The 14,557-nt window shown below is 53.8% G+C and carries 21 protein-coding genes and 2 pseudogenes; 2 read left to right on the top strand and 21 right to left on the bottom strand.

Going from position 1 to position 14,557, the window contains the following annotated elements:
* Positions 1–8: 8 nt before the first annotated feature.
* The 16 genes and pseudogenes from BDK88_RS17040 to BDK88_RS16960 form a co-directional block, all read right to left on the bottom strand.
* On the bottom strand, positions 9–338 hold the full coding sequence (locus BDK88_RS17040) for a DUF7558 family protein (protein ID WP_130501451.1): 330 nt from the start codon (positions 336–338) through the stop codon (positions 9–11).
* The gene (locus BDK88_RS17035) at positions 338–628 is read right to left on the bottom strand and encodes a hypothetical protein (protein ID WP_130501450.1); all 291 of its coding nucleotides are present in this window, start codon (positions 626–628) and stop codon (positions 338–340) included. Before BDK88_RS17035 ends, BDK88_RS17040 begins: the two co-directional genes overlap by 1 nt.
* Positions 629–785: 157 nt before the next feature.
* Positions 786–1,250 (bottom strand): hypothetical protein, encoded by a 465-nt coding sequence (locus tag BDK88_RS17030; RefSeq protein WP_130501449.1) that lies wholly within the window; start codon positions 1,248–1,250, stop codon positions 786–788.
* A 253-nt stretch (positions 1,251–1,503) separates the two neighbouring features.
* The gene (locus BDK88_RS17025; protein ID WP_130501448.1) at positions 1,504–1,713 is read right to left on the bottom strand and encodes a hypothetical protein; all 210 of its coding nucleotides are present in this window, start codon (positions 1,711–1,713) and stop codon (positions 1,504–1,506) included.
* 273 nt (positions 1,714–1,986) lie between these two features.
* Positions 1,987–2,265 (bottom strand): DUF3006 domain-containing protein, encoded by a 279-nt coding sequence (locus BDK88_RS17020; protein WP_092935834.1) that lies wholly within the window; start codon positions 2,263–2,265, stop codon positions 1,987–1,989.
* Between the two features lie 5 nt (positions 2,266–2,270).
* On the bottom strand, positions 2,271–3,719 hold the full coding sequence (locus BDK88_RS22370; RefSeq protein WP_130501447.1) for an MBL fold metallo-hydrolase: 1,449 nt from the start codon (positions 3,717–3,719) through the stop codon (positions 2,271–2,273).
* Between the two features lie 103 nt (positions 3,720–3,822).
* Entirely contained in the window at positions 3,823–4,269 is a 447-nt protein-coding gene (locus BDK88_RS22365) for a hypothetical protein (protein ID WP_130501446.1), read from the bottom strand.
* Complete coding sequence (locus tag BDK88_RS17005; protein WP_092935828.1) at positions 4,270–4,797, bottom strand: winged helix-turn-helix domain-containing protein; 528 nt, start codon at positions 4,795–4,797, stop codon at positions 4,270–4,272. It lies immediately after the preceding gene.
* 1,053 nt (positions 4,798–5,850) lie between these two features.
* Positions 5,851–6,123: a PadR family transcriptional regulator gene (locus BDK88_RS17000; RefSeq protein WP_092935822.1), complete on the bottom strand. Its 273-nt coding sequence runs from the start codon at positions 6,121–6,123 to the stop codon at positions 5,851–5,853.
* A gap of 187 nt (positions 6,124–6,310) precedes the next feature.
* The gene (locus BDK88_RS16995; RefSeq protein ID WP_092935820.1) at positions 6,311–6,604 is read right to left on the bottom strand and encodes a PadR family transcriptional regulator; all 294 of its coding nucleotides are present in this window, start codon (positions 6,602–6,604) and stop codon (positions 6,311–6,313) included.
* A 177-nt stretch (positions 6,605–6,781) separates the two neighbouring features.
* Positions 6,782–7,558: pseudogene (locus tag BDK88_RS16985) on the bottom strand (RNA-guided endonuclease TnpB family protein); the annotation flags it as partial.
* A 38-nt stretch (positions 7,559–7,596) separates the two neighbouring features.
* Positions 7,597–8,298, bottom strand: a complete 702-nt coding sequence (locus BDK88_RS16980) for a DUF7437 domain-containing protein (RefSeq protein WP_130501445.1) — start codon at positions 8,296–8,298, stop codon at positions 7,597–7,599.
* 219 nt (positions 8,299–8,517) lie between these two features.
* On the bottom strand, positions 8,518–8,964 hold the full coding sequence (locus tag BDK88_RS16975; RefSeq protein ID WP_092935814.1) for a hypothetical protein: 447 nt from the start codon (positions 8,962–8,964) through the stop codon (positions 8,518–8,520).
* Positions 8,957–9,523 carry a DUF7342 family protein gene (locus BDK88_RS22360; protein ID WP_130501444.1) on the bottom strand — a complete coding sequence of 189 codons (567 nt, stop codon included), beginning with the start codon at positions 9,521–9,523 and terminating at the stop codon, positions 8,957–8,959. The genes BDK88_RS16975 and BDK88_RS22360 overlap by 8 nt, the downstream gene beginning before the upstream one ends.
* 167 nt (positions 9,524–9,690) lie before the next feature.
* Complete coding sequence (locus BDK88_RS16965; protein ID WP_130501443.1) at positions 9,691–10,020, bottom strand: DUF7558 family protein; 330 nt, start codon at positions 10,018–10,020, stop codon at positions 9,691–9,693.
* Complete coding sequence (locus BDK88_RS16960) at positions 10,020–10,310, bottom strand: hypothetical protein (protein WP_130501442.1); 291 nt, start codon at positions 10,308–10,310, stop codon at positions 10,020–10,022. The genes BDK88_RS16965 and BDK88_RS16960 overlap by 1 nt, the downstream gene beginning before the upstream one ends.
* 271 nt (positions 10,311–10,581) lie before the next feature.
* Here BDK88_RS16960 and BDK88_RS21315 point away from each other — a divergent pair, with 271 nt between their 5' ends.
* Positions 10,582–10,734, top strand: coding sequence for a hypothetical protein (locus BDK88_RS21315; RefSeq protein ID WP_160162916.1), 153 nt, complete (start codon positions 10,582–10,584; stop codon positions 10,732–10,734).
* Positions 10,735–10,902: 168 nt separating this feature from the next.
* Here BDK88_RS21315 and BDK88_RS16950 read toward each other — a convergent pair whose 3' ends face one another.
* From BDK88_RS16950 to BDK88_RS16935, 4 genes are all read right to left on the bottom strand, one after another.
* Entirely contained in the window at positions 10,903–11,457 is a 555-nt protein-coding gene (locus BDK88_RS16950) for a DUF7342 family protein (protein ID WP_008015366.1), read from the bottom strand.
* Positions 11,458–11,831: 374 nt separating this feature from the next.
* On the bottom strand, positions 11,832–12,236 hold the full coding sequence (locus BDK88_RS16945) for an HVO_A0114 family putative DNA-binding protein (protein WP_092933884.1): 405 nt from the start codon (positions 12,234–12,236) through the stop codon (positions 11,832–11,834).
* A gap of 23 nt (positions 12,237–12,259) precedes the next feature.
* The gene (locus BDK88_RS16940) at positions 12,260–12,565 is read right to left on the bottom strand and encodes a toxin-antitoxin system TumE family protein (RefSeq protein WP_092933780.1); all 306 of its coding nucleotides are present in this window, start codon (positions 12,563–12,565) and stop codon (positions 12,260–12,262) included.
* A 163-nt stretch (positions 12,566–12,728) separates the two neighbouring features.
* The gene (locus BDK88_RS16935; RefSeq protein WP_092933778.1) at positions 12,729–13,157 is read right to left on the bottom strand and encodes a hypothetical protein; all 429 of its coding nucleotides are present in this window, start codon (positions 13,155–13,157) and stop codon (positions 12,729–12,731) included.
* A 173-nt stretch (positions 13,158–13,330) separates the two neighbouring features.
* Between BDK88_RS16935 and BDK88_RS16930 the strand changes: the two genes are divergently transcribed.
* A complete protein-coding gene (locus tag BDK88_RS16930) occupies positions 13,331–13,738 on the top strand; it encodes a hypothetical protein (protein ID WP_092933776.1) in 408 nt (135 codons plus the stop codon).
* 91 nt (positions 13,739–13,829) lie between these two features.
* Here the strand turns inward: BDK88_RS16930 and BDK88_RS16925 are convergent.
* Positions 13,830–14,480, bottom strand: a pseudogene (locus BDK88_RS16925) (phage NrS-1 polymerase family protein); the annotation flags it as partial.
* Positions 14,481–14,557: the final 77 nt, after the last annotated feature.

The raw sequence follows: 14,557 nt of genomic DNA, 5'->3' as shown, positions 1-14,557 counted from the left end.
GCCGTACTCTACTTAACCGCTACAACGTGCTCCTCAAGGTTGCGCGTCCAGTACGTCGCCGGGCCTCCGGGACTACACCTCGCACACAGCTGTAGCGAGCCCTCGAGATGGCCGAGTTCGACGCGGAACCGTGTGAGTGCCGCGATCGTGTCGACGACGAGCCCACAACCGTCACAGGTGCAGTGATCGCAGTCGCTAGGGTCCGGCTCCGCCTGGATAGCGCAGTCGACACAGATGGGGTGAGAGACTCGCTCATCTTTTCCCCAGGTATGTGCCTCACCGGCCTCGGTGCCAGACAGGGCGTCGCAGAAGGCACAGCCAGCGAGCATCTGCTGCATCACTCACCCTCCTTGTCGGCGTTGCGGGCCGCCGTCCAGCCCTGATGGAAAACAGCAAGCTGAGTGCTCGAGTCAAAGGCGGTCCCACTTGGCTCGTGGACGAACACCCGCTTGTCAGGGACCGGCGTTACCACACTGTTATCGATGAGTTCAGTAACGAGCTGTCGGGCGGTTGTCTCGCCGAGATCTGCGGTCACGACGCGAGTTGCATCCTGATCACGGGCAACGAGTCTGGCCTCGAACCGGCTGTAATCGTCTGCAGTGTCGTCAATCGGGTTTGGGCCTGTCATTGTAAGTCACATGACGACACGCTGCTGAGCGCGCCTCGTGCTTCATGGCGTCAATAAACTCTCTGCTGGAAGCATAGTCAAGTCGAAGACACTGCATGATGTGTATGGAGTCAGTGATCGATATTCAACAGAGGGCTCGAGTACTGATGACTGCTGATTACTTTTCGCTAGTCCGGCGACCTGTTCGCAGTTGCCACGTCGGCTTCACCCTGAACGTATCTGGTTTCTCAACAGGGTGGGGATGACTCTGATTCGTCGCCAGTGACGTGGGCCGTGCGAGTCGGTTGATTAGCTCATCACGTACGTCCTGCCGAGACATCGTCTGCTCGTGCCAGCCAAGCCGTTCGTCGTAATGGCGTTTCTTGAATCGTTCACCAACCGTATCGGCAGCAATGTACTGTGTCAGTTTAACCCCCCAGACGTTCGACGATCGATACTCGGCACCGACGTCTGCATGTGTGAGTTCGACGAGAACACACTCGACGAACGAAATGAGTGACTCCCGACTTCGGTCGTTTGGAACGCGTAACTCAAGGCCAGACCAGGGTTGCTTGGAGGGGTGCCGGTGAGTTGGTGTCCGATCAATTCCACGGTCTCGTGGGTGCTGTCGCTCAGTAGTCATTCGCTATCTCGGGGCAGTTCGATCGCCCCGCACCCATCTCGGGGCGAAAAAATACTCCGGAGGGGTCGTTTTAGAATACGTAGCTCTGTTGAAACCGGGTTCTTTAGCTGTTTATTCCCGTGGAATCACTGCGAACTACAGGTGCTTATTGAACGCTGGACAATCTATCAATACTGAGTGAGTGACACAGAACACTCAATATAAGAAAGTCAGTTTCTACAAAACGGATATATCTGTGAGAGATGTCAGTATTCTAGTTCGCTTCGTCTTTATTGTATATTTCCACGCCAATCCCAACAATTCCAAGCAGTAATGCAAAAGTCATTATCGTTCCACTATCTTGGTATGGAAAACGAGTTATTCGGGGGCCAACCCAGTAACTTATTTCGTAGAAACCACCGTATAGCATCAAAATAATTGCAAAACGCTGTATGGATGCACCAGTGATTATACTTTTCGTCATAGATAATGTTTCTCGGAATAACACATAATAGTTCGGTAGCTGTCTACCGGGGATAGAGCCACCGTGATGCACTCAGCATCTCTATTCGCATACTGTTCCTGACAGTTATCGATGGGATAGATTGTCACTCCGTTACTTGCTTGACCTGTACTGAGCGTTTGACAATCCACGATTCTCCTCTTATCAGACTATCAGACGGAACTTCGAAACAGAACCAAGTGTCCACTACAGACTTTTCCTCGAGAGTCACTCTTCATCACCACCAGCGTCGACTCACTCCTCACGATCGGACAATTTCTCCGATAACCGATCCAGTTTCTCCTGCGCGGACTCACGGCGGTCTCGGGTCGCGTCCGGTCGGTATTCCATCGACGTGATGTCACCATCCTCAAGCATCACCGAAAGCACGCCACCGTCTGTTTGAGCGGGCTCAGGCAATCGACCCACAGGGACATCGACTTGCTCGATCACCTGCCCGTTCTCCTCAAGCAAGATGACAGCAATCTCACCGTCCTCAATTCGATCGACAACGCCAGTGTAAGTCCCATCCATCGTTCTCACCCCATAGCAGGAGCGACAGCTCCATCAATTCCACTGGCGACCAGCGGAGGTGATATCAGGGAATTCGTCTCATCGTCGGAATCAGGTGTATCCGCGAGGATATCCTCTGGGTCCGTCGAGAACAACTCTTCCGTCTCTACCTCGATCGACGTGCCATCGGTGCGAACCACAATATCGCCGTGGACTCCCGTCCAGTACGTTTCGATCTCTCGAGCGGCAAACCGTTCGAGCACCTCGTCACTCGGATGTCCGTACTGTGAGTCGTAGGCACTCGAGATGATAGCCGTCTCCGGATCGATGGCGTCTACGAAGGCGTCACTCGAGGAGGTCGATGACCCGTGATGGCCAGCCTTGTAGACATCGCTCTCGAGATCGTTTTCCCACTCGTCGACCAAGCGCTGCTCAACGCCAGTATCGACATCACCGGGTGCCAAATACTGGAAGTCACCAAACTCGAGCGCCAGTACCACACTGTTATCGTTAACGTCACTCCCAGCGTCCCCAGCAGGCGGGTTCATCACCTGGGCAGAGACATCGCCCTCAAGCGGTAGCTCATCGCCGCTTTCGACGATGAGCAGCTCGACGTCGTACTCGTCGACGGTATCGAGGTAGTTCCCATAGGTCGCAGAATCCGATGGGACACCCGAATCGTATGCGGTTCCAATACCCTCCCCAGTCGTCTCGAAGTGCTCGATCACAGCAGCGTGACCACCGATGTGGTCGGCATCAGCGTGTGTCGCGACGAGATGGTCGATCCGATCGATCCCCTGGGCCTCGAGATAGGCGATGACCTCACTGCCGTCCTCTCGCCAGTCGCCAGTATCGATCAGGATCGTCTCATTGGCTGGCGTGACGATGAGAGTCGAATCGCCTTGTCCAACGTCGATGTGGTGAATCTCGAGTTCTCCCTCGATAGTGCTCCCGTCGAGTCCATCGCTCTCGTCACCGTTATCGCCCTCTACATCGCCGTCCGACTCAGACTCAGCGAGATCGATATCGCCGTAAGCGTGCTCGAGTACGACCTGATCGTTGTCATCGACGAGCCGAACCACGTCGCCGTCGTCCCGCCAGATATTCACGTTGTATCCCCAATACAGCTCGTTGTCCGTCGGATCGCCTTCACCGGTCGTTATCTTCACTGTCTCCCCAGACTCCAAGACGAACTCACTTGGAAACGAAAACGGAGAGAGGCCGCCATCGACCTGTCCACCCTCTCGGTCTCGGAGTTCAAACCCAGACAAATCAACGGATTCATCGGCGGTATTCTCGAGGACTACGTACTCCTCGTCGGGCGACACCTCTTTGACGTTCATGTCAACAACCTCGAGAGCGTTCCCAACGGTCTGGGAATCGTCAATCGCATTCTCGGGGCTCCCAATGTCGCTCGCACATCCCGCAAGAACGACGAGGAGCGCCACAGAAACCACGAGGATCGCTCGGTTCATACACGGGTCATCTCAAGAGAAGCGTTTGAGTGTTCCGTCCAGTGGAAGAACCCCGCTGACATCCTCGCAAATACTATATGTGAGAGGACAGCGAGACGCACCTTCACTGAGACCAAAGAGTCTCAAGACGCTGCTCGATCGCAGTAAGCACCGTCGAGTACACCTCGAGGGGGTGGAGCGACGGGAGTTCAAGATCAGTGATGTCGTTCGCAGCCGGTGGCTGGTGAAAGTGCAACCGGGCATTGTGCGTGTTTGGATGCCGATCCCAACGGCATTCCCACCGGCTCCCATCGTTGTGATCTTCAACATAATGAAATGTGAAATCCTCAGTCGTGAACCACCGAATGTCGAGTCGGGCTGCTGAGACTGATTCTGGATATCGCTCCATATCAAGGAACGCCTTGAGAAGTCGCGGCTCGTAGGAATCTGGATCGAATGCTGTCTCGGCGACGAGTGAATCCGATGTGAGATGTCGCTCGAGCAATCGCAACGTCTGGCGATCCGGTGGCCCTGTCGAGTCAGGGGCCGAATCCGATGGTGGCCGACTCATTCAGGCAGGAATCAGATGCCCATCGTTCTGGGAGAGCTGTCGAGCAAGTTCGTACAGTCGAATCTCTCGAATGATTCCTTGCCACTCACTGATCGCAGTCATCCGTTCATGAACCATCTCGTGGTCGTCATGCTCAACAACCGAGACCGCTGTCGGGTCAGTGGTTCCGAACTGCTCCTCGTACTCTGTGAGCTGTTCTTCGAGTGCTGCCACGCGGTCGATTATCTCGTCGATGGAGAGTTCATCTGCAATTTGGCTAGCCTCCTGCCACTCGAGATACCCATCATTCCGTTCGTACTGCGCAGGGCGACTATCATGGTCTGTTCGAACGATACCCATCTCGGTCAGACGCTCGAGATGCTTTTTGGCGGCGTTCGGAGAGCAATCGGCAAGCTCTGCAATCTCAGTGTACGCGGTGGGCGATGTCACTCCAAGGGCAACATCGTAGACACGACCAAACGTGTCCGTACCCTCTTGCCACCGCCGTTGAGCAGCATCAGATTCAGGTGCCGGATCGAACTCAGACATATCTAACTGTACGCGGCCATGCTCAATATATGTTCGTATTTTTCAGATATGTGTGAGAAGAGACCCGATCTGCATAGGGCTCACACCGAGAGAACAGGCTGCTAATTGTAAAACCACAGTAATCAGAACACGTCATAAAAAGCCCCGCAGACAATTTATTTCAACCCGCTTTGATTGAACCAGCCGGTAAGTAGATGTTCTTATTGAGCGATCACTTTGAGGCACATCAGGTGTACTCTGACCGCTGGCCGACCCAAAACCCGAATAGCATTACAAGTAGTAGACTGGCTACGATACCCCAAAATACGGAACTTGTGAATAGTCTGAGAGAGAGCATTTCAGGGTAGAGAACAGCCATCCAAAGTGGAATCCCAATCAATAGCCCTGTCGTAGCTGCGAGCATGAATTTAGGATAAGAATTCATTCCTGTTTCCAATTTATATTTATTCACCTATATATTTATTCGCTGTACTTATCGCTCGTCGGGTAATCACAGAGTGGGTATGCGAAACGTTCTATGAATCCTCTGACACTCTCAAAAAAAGTTACCCACAGAACTCTTTCCTAATATCATTTGAACGAAGGTATAGACACTACCGATTATGATGGCAAGTGCCCATAGGTACATCAGTATCTCTAAGAGGCCCATATGACAAATATGTCACTGGTCTTTAAAAATCTATGCGTGATTGTTGGCGGCTAGCGAGAAAATTGATAAGTTACCGACAGCTTCTTTGCCTGTACTAACCGGTAACTACGTGTGCGTACTGATCAGGTGAGAAGACGATTTCCAGTTGCTTTATTGATATATGTCTCGTTGATCAGCGCATGGTAGTCAGCTTGGCCGCGTACGTGTACGCATCGATACGGACGCCCGAACACAAATTTCAGGGATGGTTCGCTTTCGTACTGTTCCTCGCTGATGCCTCCGTTGCAGGTGCGATTGCATCATCTTCCCCGCAGGTATAGCTGTCGGTAGCAACGCTCAGTACCGTCACTGTACTTACCGATTCGGGAGGGCAAAGCAAGAATCCAAATCGCTTCCGATTTCGATTAGTCGGTGTACTGGGATTCCCACTCATAACGATCCTCGATCGCTTGCTCTCCCTCGTCTGTAATTGCGTAGTAGTTTGTGCGCCTGTCGAGTTGTCCTTTCTCGACGAGTTCCTTATTCACGACCGTATCGAGATTCGGGTATAGCCGACCATGATTGATCTCTGAACTGTAGTACTGCTCGATCTCGTCTTTGACATCCTGTCCAGATGGCTGGTCAGCGCCCGCGATCACGTACAGCAGGTCTCGTTGGAATCCTGTGAGGTCGTCCATGGCCCAGCCATTCAGGCGAGATGATATTTGTTATTCTATACGTACGTAGATGTAAGCTGATCCAACTAGTCGGTTCTTTATATTACTAGCCGACTCTCTTTCCGTTCACGACATCCTGAGACAGTGATCGGAATGGAACGACATTCGAGGAGCCGACTCAGTATGCACGCTCAGGGTCGTAACCGTCTCACTCCGAACTCGAGAGTAACTCACCGACGTACTGCTCTTCCCACTCTCGCCGGGCCTCGAGTTCGCGTCGGCCACGCGCTGTAATCGTGTAGGAGTTCGTCCGACGATCGACCTTGCCTTTCTCGACGAGCCCTTTGTCGACGACCTCGTCGAGATTCGGATACAGTCGCCCGTGGTGGATCTCGTTCTCATAGTACTCCTCGAGTTCATCTTGGACCGCGAGGCCATGTGGCTCGTCTTGGCCGGCGATCACGTATAAGATGTCACGCTGGAATTTGGTGAGATCGTACATGTTTGAATGTATGTATATGTATTGAGTGATGAAGCTTCCGAGATTAGGAGGTAGTACAGAACGCACGAGACGACTGGATCGACTCAGATTAATCGCATCGAGTCGCCTGGGTCATCGCCAATGATGTCCGCTAATCCGTGAACCGCCTCGGGGTCAAGCCCCGAGGCTTCCCGTGGGTTAGTCGGACACTCCCATCCGACCATCGGCCTGATAGCCTCGAACGGTTGGATGGGTCACGGTCGGGGCGTCCACGGCCCCCGATGCCTGCCGTCGTCGTCCGAAAATCTTCGATTTTCGTGATCACGAAAGACTCCGTCTTTCGAACGACACCTTCCGAACAACGGGAAGGCTGTTGAGAGCAGGCACATTCCAATTGAGTTTCTTCACGCCTTTTACGGCGATATTGACACTTGCACCACGGTCGCTGTGGTCTTGGTGCCCACAGTCCCGACACTTGAACCGCTTTTTATAACGGTTCGCTCGCTCCGTGTGTCCGCATATCGAACACCGCTGACTGGTGTACTTGGGGTTAATCCATGCAGACGGAATCCCCTCGAACGACGCTTTGTACGACGTGTAGTATTGGAGGGCGCGGAACGGGAGGTGGTGCAAGCGTCGGTTCATCCGGGTACCGTAGTCGATACTGTCGCGCATCTCTTTGAGGTCTTCAAAGACGATGCACGTCTTCTCGAACTGACGGCTCCACTCCACAGTATGTCGAGACACTTTGTGGAGCCGGTCGCGAACGAACCGCTCCTCACGCCCTTCCAGCGTGTCGTGGATACTACCTTTCCCCGCGTTCTGTACTCGCTTTCGCATCGTGAAGTAGCGGTGACGCTCGAACTTGATTTCGGGGAAGTCGATGACAAGCGTGTCCTCAACGCCATCCTCAGAGAGCGCGGTCAGAGCCACGTTGTCCTCGTTCACGTCCACACCAACGACTGTTCGTCCTTCTCAGCCGATAGTAGATTTGCATGGCCCATCGAACAGACTCACTCGTGCGGCTCTGACTTCGCTGGGGCACCATCTGCACCGTCGAGATCAGGAAGTTCCATCTGGTCGGCGACATCGGGAAACAGATACTCGAAGAACGGGTCGTGTTCTCTCCCAACAGCGAGTGCAGGCTGGAGCGCATAGATGATCATCATCGCCTCTGTCTCCCGAACATCGATATCGGTGGCGACCATCCGCTGGGTCGTCTTCCCCGCGAAATGGAGCCCTGCACCCCTTAGTGCAGCGATGAGTTTTCCAGTTCCGTAACGGTCCAAGAAGTAGTCGATATCGTCGTCAACCTCCTGGAGTGCAAGCGCATGCAGGACTGTTGGTGTGATCACGATCGGCGCGTACTGCTCGACAATGATGAGGGGCTCAGCAGTCAACTGCTGCGGACGCGTCGATTCATCTCGATCAACGAGCCCAACGTCAACCAGCTGATCGACGTATTCGTACGTCGTCGATTTTGAGAGCTCGAGGGCGTCCATGATCTCTGGCGGTGAAACGGGCCCCCAGTAGCAGACATACACGTAAACACGAGCGAGTGCTGGCTGGTTGAGGAGTTGCATCACTATCTCGAGCTTCGGCGCATTCTGGGCCAGCGCCTTTGGCTCGAGCGTTTCCTCATCCAGAATGTCTGTTGGTGGTGGATCTAATGCATCGATCCCGCCGTCAGGACGAATTCGATCGTCAGCAGTCATAGTCACTTGTTCGAAGTCCCTGGACTTCAGACTTCCGGCGACTATTTGGCAGCACCACAGACTCTTTCAACGAACAGTCATTCCACTCTGTCAGTCACGATCAAAAGGCGGCGTTGGGTCACCCGGTGCTTCCAAACAGTGGTTCGAATCCAACGCCGCTGATAGAAAATATAGATAGTCTCACAAAGATGTACTGATATGAGTGAGATGCGGTCAGATTTACTCCCAAAACGCTTCGATTCGATCGTCTAAGTCGCCAAGTACGTCCGAGAGTATATCTCGCCAGTCTTCCTCATACTCTACATCATCCCCTGGTGTCGCTGCATCTGGAGGCGGATGAAAATGTGAGCGAGTATTGTGATCATTTGGATGGCGGTCCCACCGACACTCCCAGCGGTCTCCGGTGTCGTATTGTTCAGAGTAGTGGATGTTGAAATCGTCTGTCTCGTACCAGCGAACCTGAAGATACGCACGCTCGATAGCAGTTGGAAAGTACCCCATGTCGTATTCAGCGACGACTGAACTTGGTGCGTACTCCGGCTGAAAGACGGTCTCTGAAAAGCGATTGGTTCGTTCAAGATGCTGCCCAATTTGTTCGAGAATGTCGGTATCGATGCCACCGACCTCTGGGACAGTATCGTCGTCAACTGGCCGGCGTTCAGGCATCGACTTTGGCACCGCCACTCGAGGGATGGTCGTTCTGACGTGCTGTATCTAACAGCTCTGCGCGTTGTTTGAGCGTTTTCCACTCACTCAGTGCTTCCCACACTTCTTCGACCGACGCTTCCTCGGTGCGATCCATGAGAGACACGTCTTCCGGACTGTCAGCATCGAACTGGGCACGATGCTCCTCGATTCGTTTCATCGTCTCTTTGAGCTCTTTGACGATCTCTGCCTCAGAATATTCGTCTCGGATTTGCTCAACTCTGCGCCACTGGAGATACGATTCGTTGCGTTCGTATCTCACAGGTCGTCCCGAGATCTCACGCGTCATTCCCATCGAGGTGAACCATTCAAGGTAGTCCCTTGCAGTCTCAGTATCGCAGTCTGCTTGCTCTGCAATTCTGGACACTTTTGTTGGAGTCCGTAACTGTAAAATAACACTGAGCAATCGTTCTCGTGTTGGACCTCCTTTCAAGACCTCTTCAGGAGAGTCCCATTCGGTAAAATCAGGTGGACTCTCAGTTGAATCACGAATGTCGTCGGGAGTATCAGTCAAGTCCATCAGTGTTCACCTACATCCAACTAACGATATGATCAGCCATATATCTACCGCACGCTGAATTATTTCTGCTTCGTTCAGCGAGTTACGTCGCTCTCTGTTCAGAACCATCGACGTATTTTCTTGCTCAACAGGAATCTCCAGCATGTTCTCACATTCGCATCCAGTACTTACGCAGTCTTCACGATGTGCTCCTCGAGATCACGCGTCCAGTAGGTGGCTGGCCCACCCGGACTACACCGCGCACACAGCTGTAGCGTGCCCTCAAGACGGCCGAGTTCAACGCGGAACCGCGTGAGCGCCGCAATCGTGTCGACGATGAGCCCACAACCGTCACAGGTGCAGTGATCGCAGTCGCTAGGGTCCGGCTCCGCCTGGATAGCGCAGTCGACACAGATCAGATGGGAGACTCGCTCGTCTTTTCCCCAGGTATGTGCCTCACCGGACTCGGTTCCGGGCAGGGCTTCGCAGAAGGCACAGCCAGCGAGCGTCTGCTGCATCACTCACCCTCCTTGTCGGCGTTTCGGGCCGCCGTCCAACCTCGATGGAAGACGGCAAGCTGAGTGCTCGAGTCAAAAGCGGTCCCACTTGGCTCGTGGATGAACACCCGCTTGCCAGGGACCGGCGTCACCACACCGGTATCGATGAGTTCCGTAACGAGCTGTCGGGCGGTTGTCTCGCCGAGATCTGCTGTTACAACGCGAGTTGCATCCTGATCACGGGCAACGAGTCTGGCCTCGAACCGGCTGTAATCGTCTGCAGTGTCGTCAATCGGATTTGGATCAGTCATTGGAAATTCCATGACGGCTCACTGTTGAGCGCGCCTCGTGCCTCATGGCGCCAAAAATTCACTGCTGGAAGTACGGTCAGAGGGACCGTATCAGAAGGAGAATACAGAGATCAAGCAACCGTTCAATTAGGAGTAACCGGGTTCACTCTGGAATCGTCTCCTCGAGTTTTGGAGGAAGTCGCTGAAGACAGGTTTCCAGAAAGCTTAGCGGCGCTTCTGCTTCGAGATGTCCTGGTTCGTGGGTTAATTCCTTATCGGTCTCGATCTGGAAATGGGTTGTCCCAAGGTCTTCATGATCATCGTCTTTGTGCCATCCCAAGCTGACTACGTCATCAGCCCACTGAACACGCTGAACATCAATGTCGGCACGTGGCCGCCATGTGACCTCAAAGGTGGCCTGCTGCCGTGGGAATTCTTCGCCTAAGAATATCTCAGTCTCGACGTCAGCAACGACAGATCGAGGCCGGAGTCGAGATGGTCGATACCGAACATCGGAAAACCCCGGTTCTTTTTCGAGTCGTTCTTTGAGGCGACGAAGTCCTTCGCGCCGAGTGAATCCTCGGCCACCAGCAAGAAAGAGTACCATCTTTCCCTAGCCCTCTTGGGGAAGCGTATCTGAACCACGATTTGCGAGACGCGGATCTGCATCAAGTCGCGTTAGTGAACTCTGAAGGCTGATCGCAAGCTGAAGTGCTTCACGTACCTGAATGTTGTATTCCCATTCTTCGATCACTTCGAGGCGCTCGCGTCGATCGTCAGCCGACAGATCCTCACGTCCAATGCTCTGTCGAAGTTTTTCGAGAGATTCAACATTATACGTTGACTTCCACGAGTCGATTTCCTCACCAATCGCACGCAGTTCATTAGTGAGTTCGTCTACTGACTGCTCTTCAGCAAGGGAACGAACTTCACGGAGGAAGTGCGTAATCTCATCGGGCTTGTAGCATGTGCCGTCAGCTGTTTCAATGGCCTCGAGCTCTCCTTGATCAGCCATTCGATCAAGGTATTTAACAGCCGTATCTCTCGAGACATCCGCCTCTTCGGCGATCCAACCAGCATTCCGTGGTGTCGTTCGCGTCAAGGCGACATGCCTGACACGGTCTGCACTGTCCATCTCTTCTGGCCACACCTGTGATCGGTCGCTCATTGCTCTCTTTATGACCTCTTCGAACTAATAGTTTAGTGTCGGTCAGGATTATTTTGTATTCCAATGCTGGAAGTACAGTCAAGTCGAAGACACTGCGTGATGCGTATGGAGTCAGTGATCGATATTCAACAGCGGGCTGGAGTACTGACGGCTGGTGATTACCTCTTGCTGGTCCGGCGACCTGTTCGCAGTTGCCACGTCGGCTTCACCCTGAACGTATCTGGCTCCTCAACAGGATGGGTATGACTCTGATTCGTCGCCAGTGACGCAGGCTGTGCGAGGCGGTTGATCAGTTCATCACGTACGTCCGTCGACCACGTGTAGCGAGAACAGAGAGCGAAGGGTCGTTTCTAGATGGCCAAGAACAGGATCTTTCAGGGTGCTGCTGCACCGACACTCCCATTCGATCCTGCAAACGGGATATCAATTTCAAGACCGTCGTAGGCCAGTTTCGGCTTCTTTGCCTGACCAGGCCCGCCATTTTCAAACTCAATGACGCCGATGTCTTCGAGTTCGGAAAGGTTCCGATGGACCTGTTTGTAGTCTCGCTCCACCAGGTCAGCGGCTTCGCGGATGCTCTCGGGCTGGTGTTTAGAGATTGCTTCCAACAACTCTAGATTCTTTGGGCTAAGAAGGCGACTGAGCTCTGTATACGATCCGAAGTTCAACACCGGCTGGGCATCGTCAAGGTCTTCACCCTCTTGGGCAGCCTTGATGCGGCTACGCGTGCGCTGGTTGAGGCGATCACGTTCACCGACGGTGACTTTGAGCGTGGGCATGGTGTATACCTCCTGGAGACGTCCTACTCCGACCAGTTCCATGAGACAGGCGACATCTCCTCGGTTTCGCGTTGAAAGCGATCGTAGAGCGTCAACATCCCGGGGAATTCGATGATTTCAACATCGTTTCGGGTGTGGCGCTCATGGCCTTTCGTCAGTTCATGGGCGTTGTCGTATCGAAGGATGGTGTCGCCGCCGACTTCCCCGTGGTGTAGGCTGTAGTCCCATCCACACGGGTACTTCTTATCCTCCGTCTGCCGGATGGTCACATCGATGACGTACCCATCTTCGACATCCTGCCAATCTTCGATGGTAGTGTAGGACGCCATCCGTCATCTTATGTGATTACCTCCATAGGCATAAACCTATGGACTTCATAACATAGGTGTGTGGTTTGCTTCTTTGCAAGAGCATGAGCCGCTTGACCAACCAGATTCAGAGACATTGAGAACGAGTTCACCTCTTGCTGGTCCGTCGACCTGTTCGCAGTTGTCACGTTGGCTTCACCTGGAACGTATCTGGTTCTTCAACAGGGTGGGGATGACTCTGATTCGTCGCCAGTGACGTGGGCCGTGCGAGGCGGTTGATCAGTTCATCACGCACGTCCTGCCGAGACATCGTCTGTTCGTGCCAGCCGAGCCGTTCGTCGTAATGACGCTTCCTGAAGAGATGGCCAGTCGTCTCGGCGGCGATGTACTGGGTTCGTTTGACTCCCCAGACGTTCGACGATCGATACTCGGCACCGACGTCTGCATGCGTGAGTTCAACGAGAACACACTCGACGAACGAAATGAGTGACTCTCGACTCCGGTCGTTCGGAACCCGTAACTCGAGGCCGGACCAGGGTGGTTCAGTGGGCTGTCGGTGGGTTGGTGCTCGATCAATACCACGGTCTCGCGGGTGCTGTCGCTCAGAAGTCATACGCTATCTCGGGGCAGTTCGATCGCCCCGCACCCTTCCCAGGGACGAAAAACACGACCTCACAGTCACGAGGGTATCGGTGGGCCGTTGTCTGTTTCTTTATTCTGAACGGCTCACGAAACTCGCGGTCAGTACAAATAACATACTTACTTCGGCCGAATGTAGTCGGATATGTGCAACGCCGCCACGCCCTCCTCTCCGCGACGGCCGTGTTGTCCGGGTTCTCCGGCTGTATCGCCCCGTTCACGTCTAGCGGATCCCTCAGAGAGGTGAGTGTCGAACTCCGGAATGCGGACGATGGAGCGCGGACGTTCCACCTCGCGCTCGAAACCGAAGCTGGCATGCTAGACTGGGGGTCACACCGTGTCGACGCGGGCGTCGACGAGATAGTGACAATGGCTCCGGATGAAGACGTCTCCCCGGTCGCGTTACACGGAGTCGTTGAGGATTTCGCAGGGAGCGTCGATATCTTGGGTGTTGATGATCTCGACGAGAACTACTGTCTCCAATTCCATTTCTGGTACTCGCATCCAAGCGACGAGCAACCGCAGTTGGCTCAGGTCGCCGACATCGAATGCTAACCGTGAACCTATTCTGCCGATAGATTCGCAGACTTACTTACCGAGTTGAGTGCCTTACTCTGAATTGAAGAAACGATCCTCGCAACGACTGTTACTTGGAGCTCTCGCCGAATAATCGTCCCCACAAAGAGGATGTCTCTGAAGCGGTGTCACAGTCAGACGCTGTGTCGACTTGTTCTTCTCGAGTCTGCTTGATCTCTCGGTTACGCTCTGCAAGTTCGGTTTTGAGATCCTCGATCGTTGCCTCGAGGAGATCGATGCGCTCATTTTTCTGTTCGAGCGTGGCCTCGAGTTCGTCGACACGGCCAGTCAACAGTCGGTTCTTCTCAATCAGATACGCACGATTCTGCTTCCGATCCGATTTGTCACGGCTAGCAGTGGTCGACGGCTCGCTCGTTCTGGGAGCAGATTCGGTTGCCGTCTCTCGAGTGTCCGGATCGTAGAACTCAGAGATACTCGCAACCGCTCGTTCGATGGTCTTCTCGCCGTACGTAGAGCCGTCAGCATAGTGGACTTCATCCCACTTGTTTCGGAGCAGTCCCGATTGGCGGAAGAGCCGATCCATCTGCTGGAGGTCACCGCCAGTCCAGAATGCCAGCAAACAACACAGCGCCATGTCCGCCTCTGACTGACTCTCGTAACCGGCAGTCGAGCCACGCCACAACCGCTCGAACTTCTCACCGTTCGATGCGTTCCGTGCTCGCTCGAGCAGGTCCTCGTCCTCGAGATCAACGTCAGTATGGGCTGCACTGCCCGTCGTTTTCGTCACGTCCATACTCGGTACTTCCCAACCGGTATGAGAGCTGAAGCTAAAGCGTT

Source organism: Natrinema hispanicum, assembly GCF_004217335.1.
In the GTDB taxonomy this organism is placed as follows: Archaea; Halobacteriota; Halobacteria; order Halobacteriales; family Natrialbaceae; genus Natrinema; species Natrinema hispanicum.
This window is presented reverse-complemented; position numbering and strand designations above follow the sequence as displayed.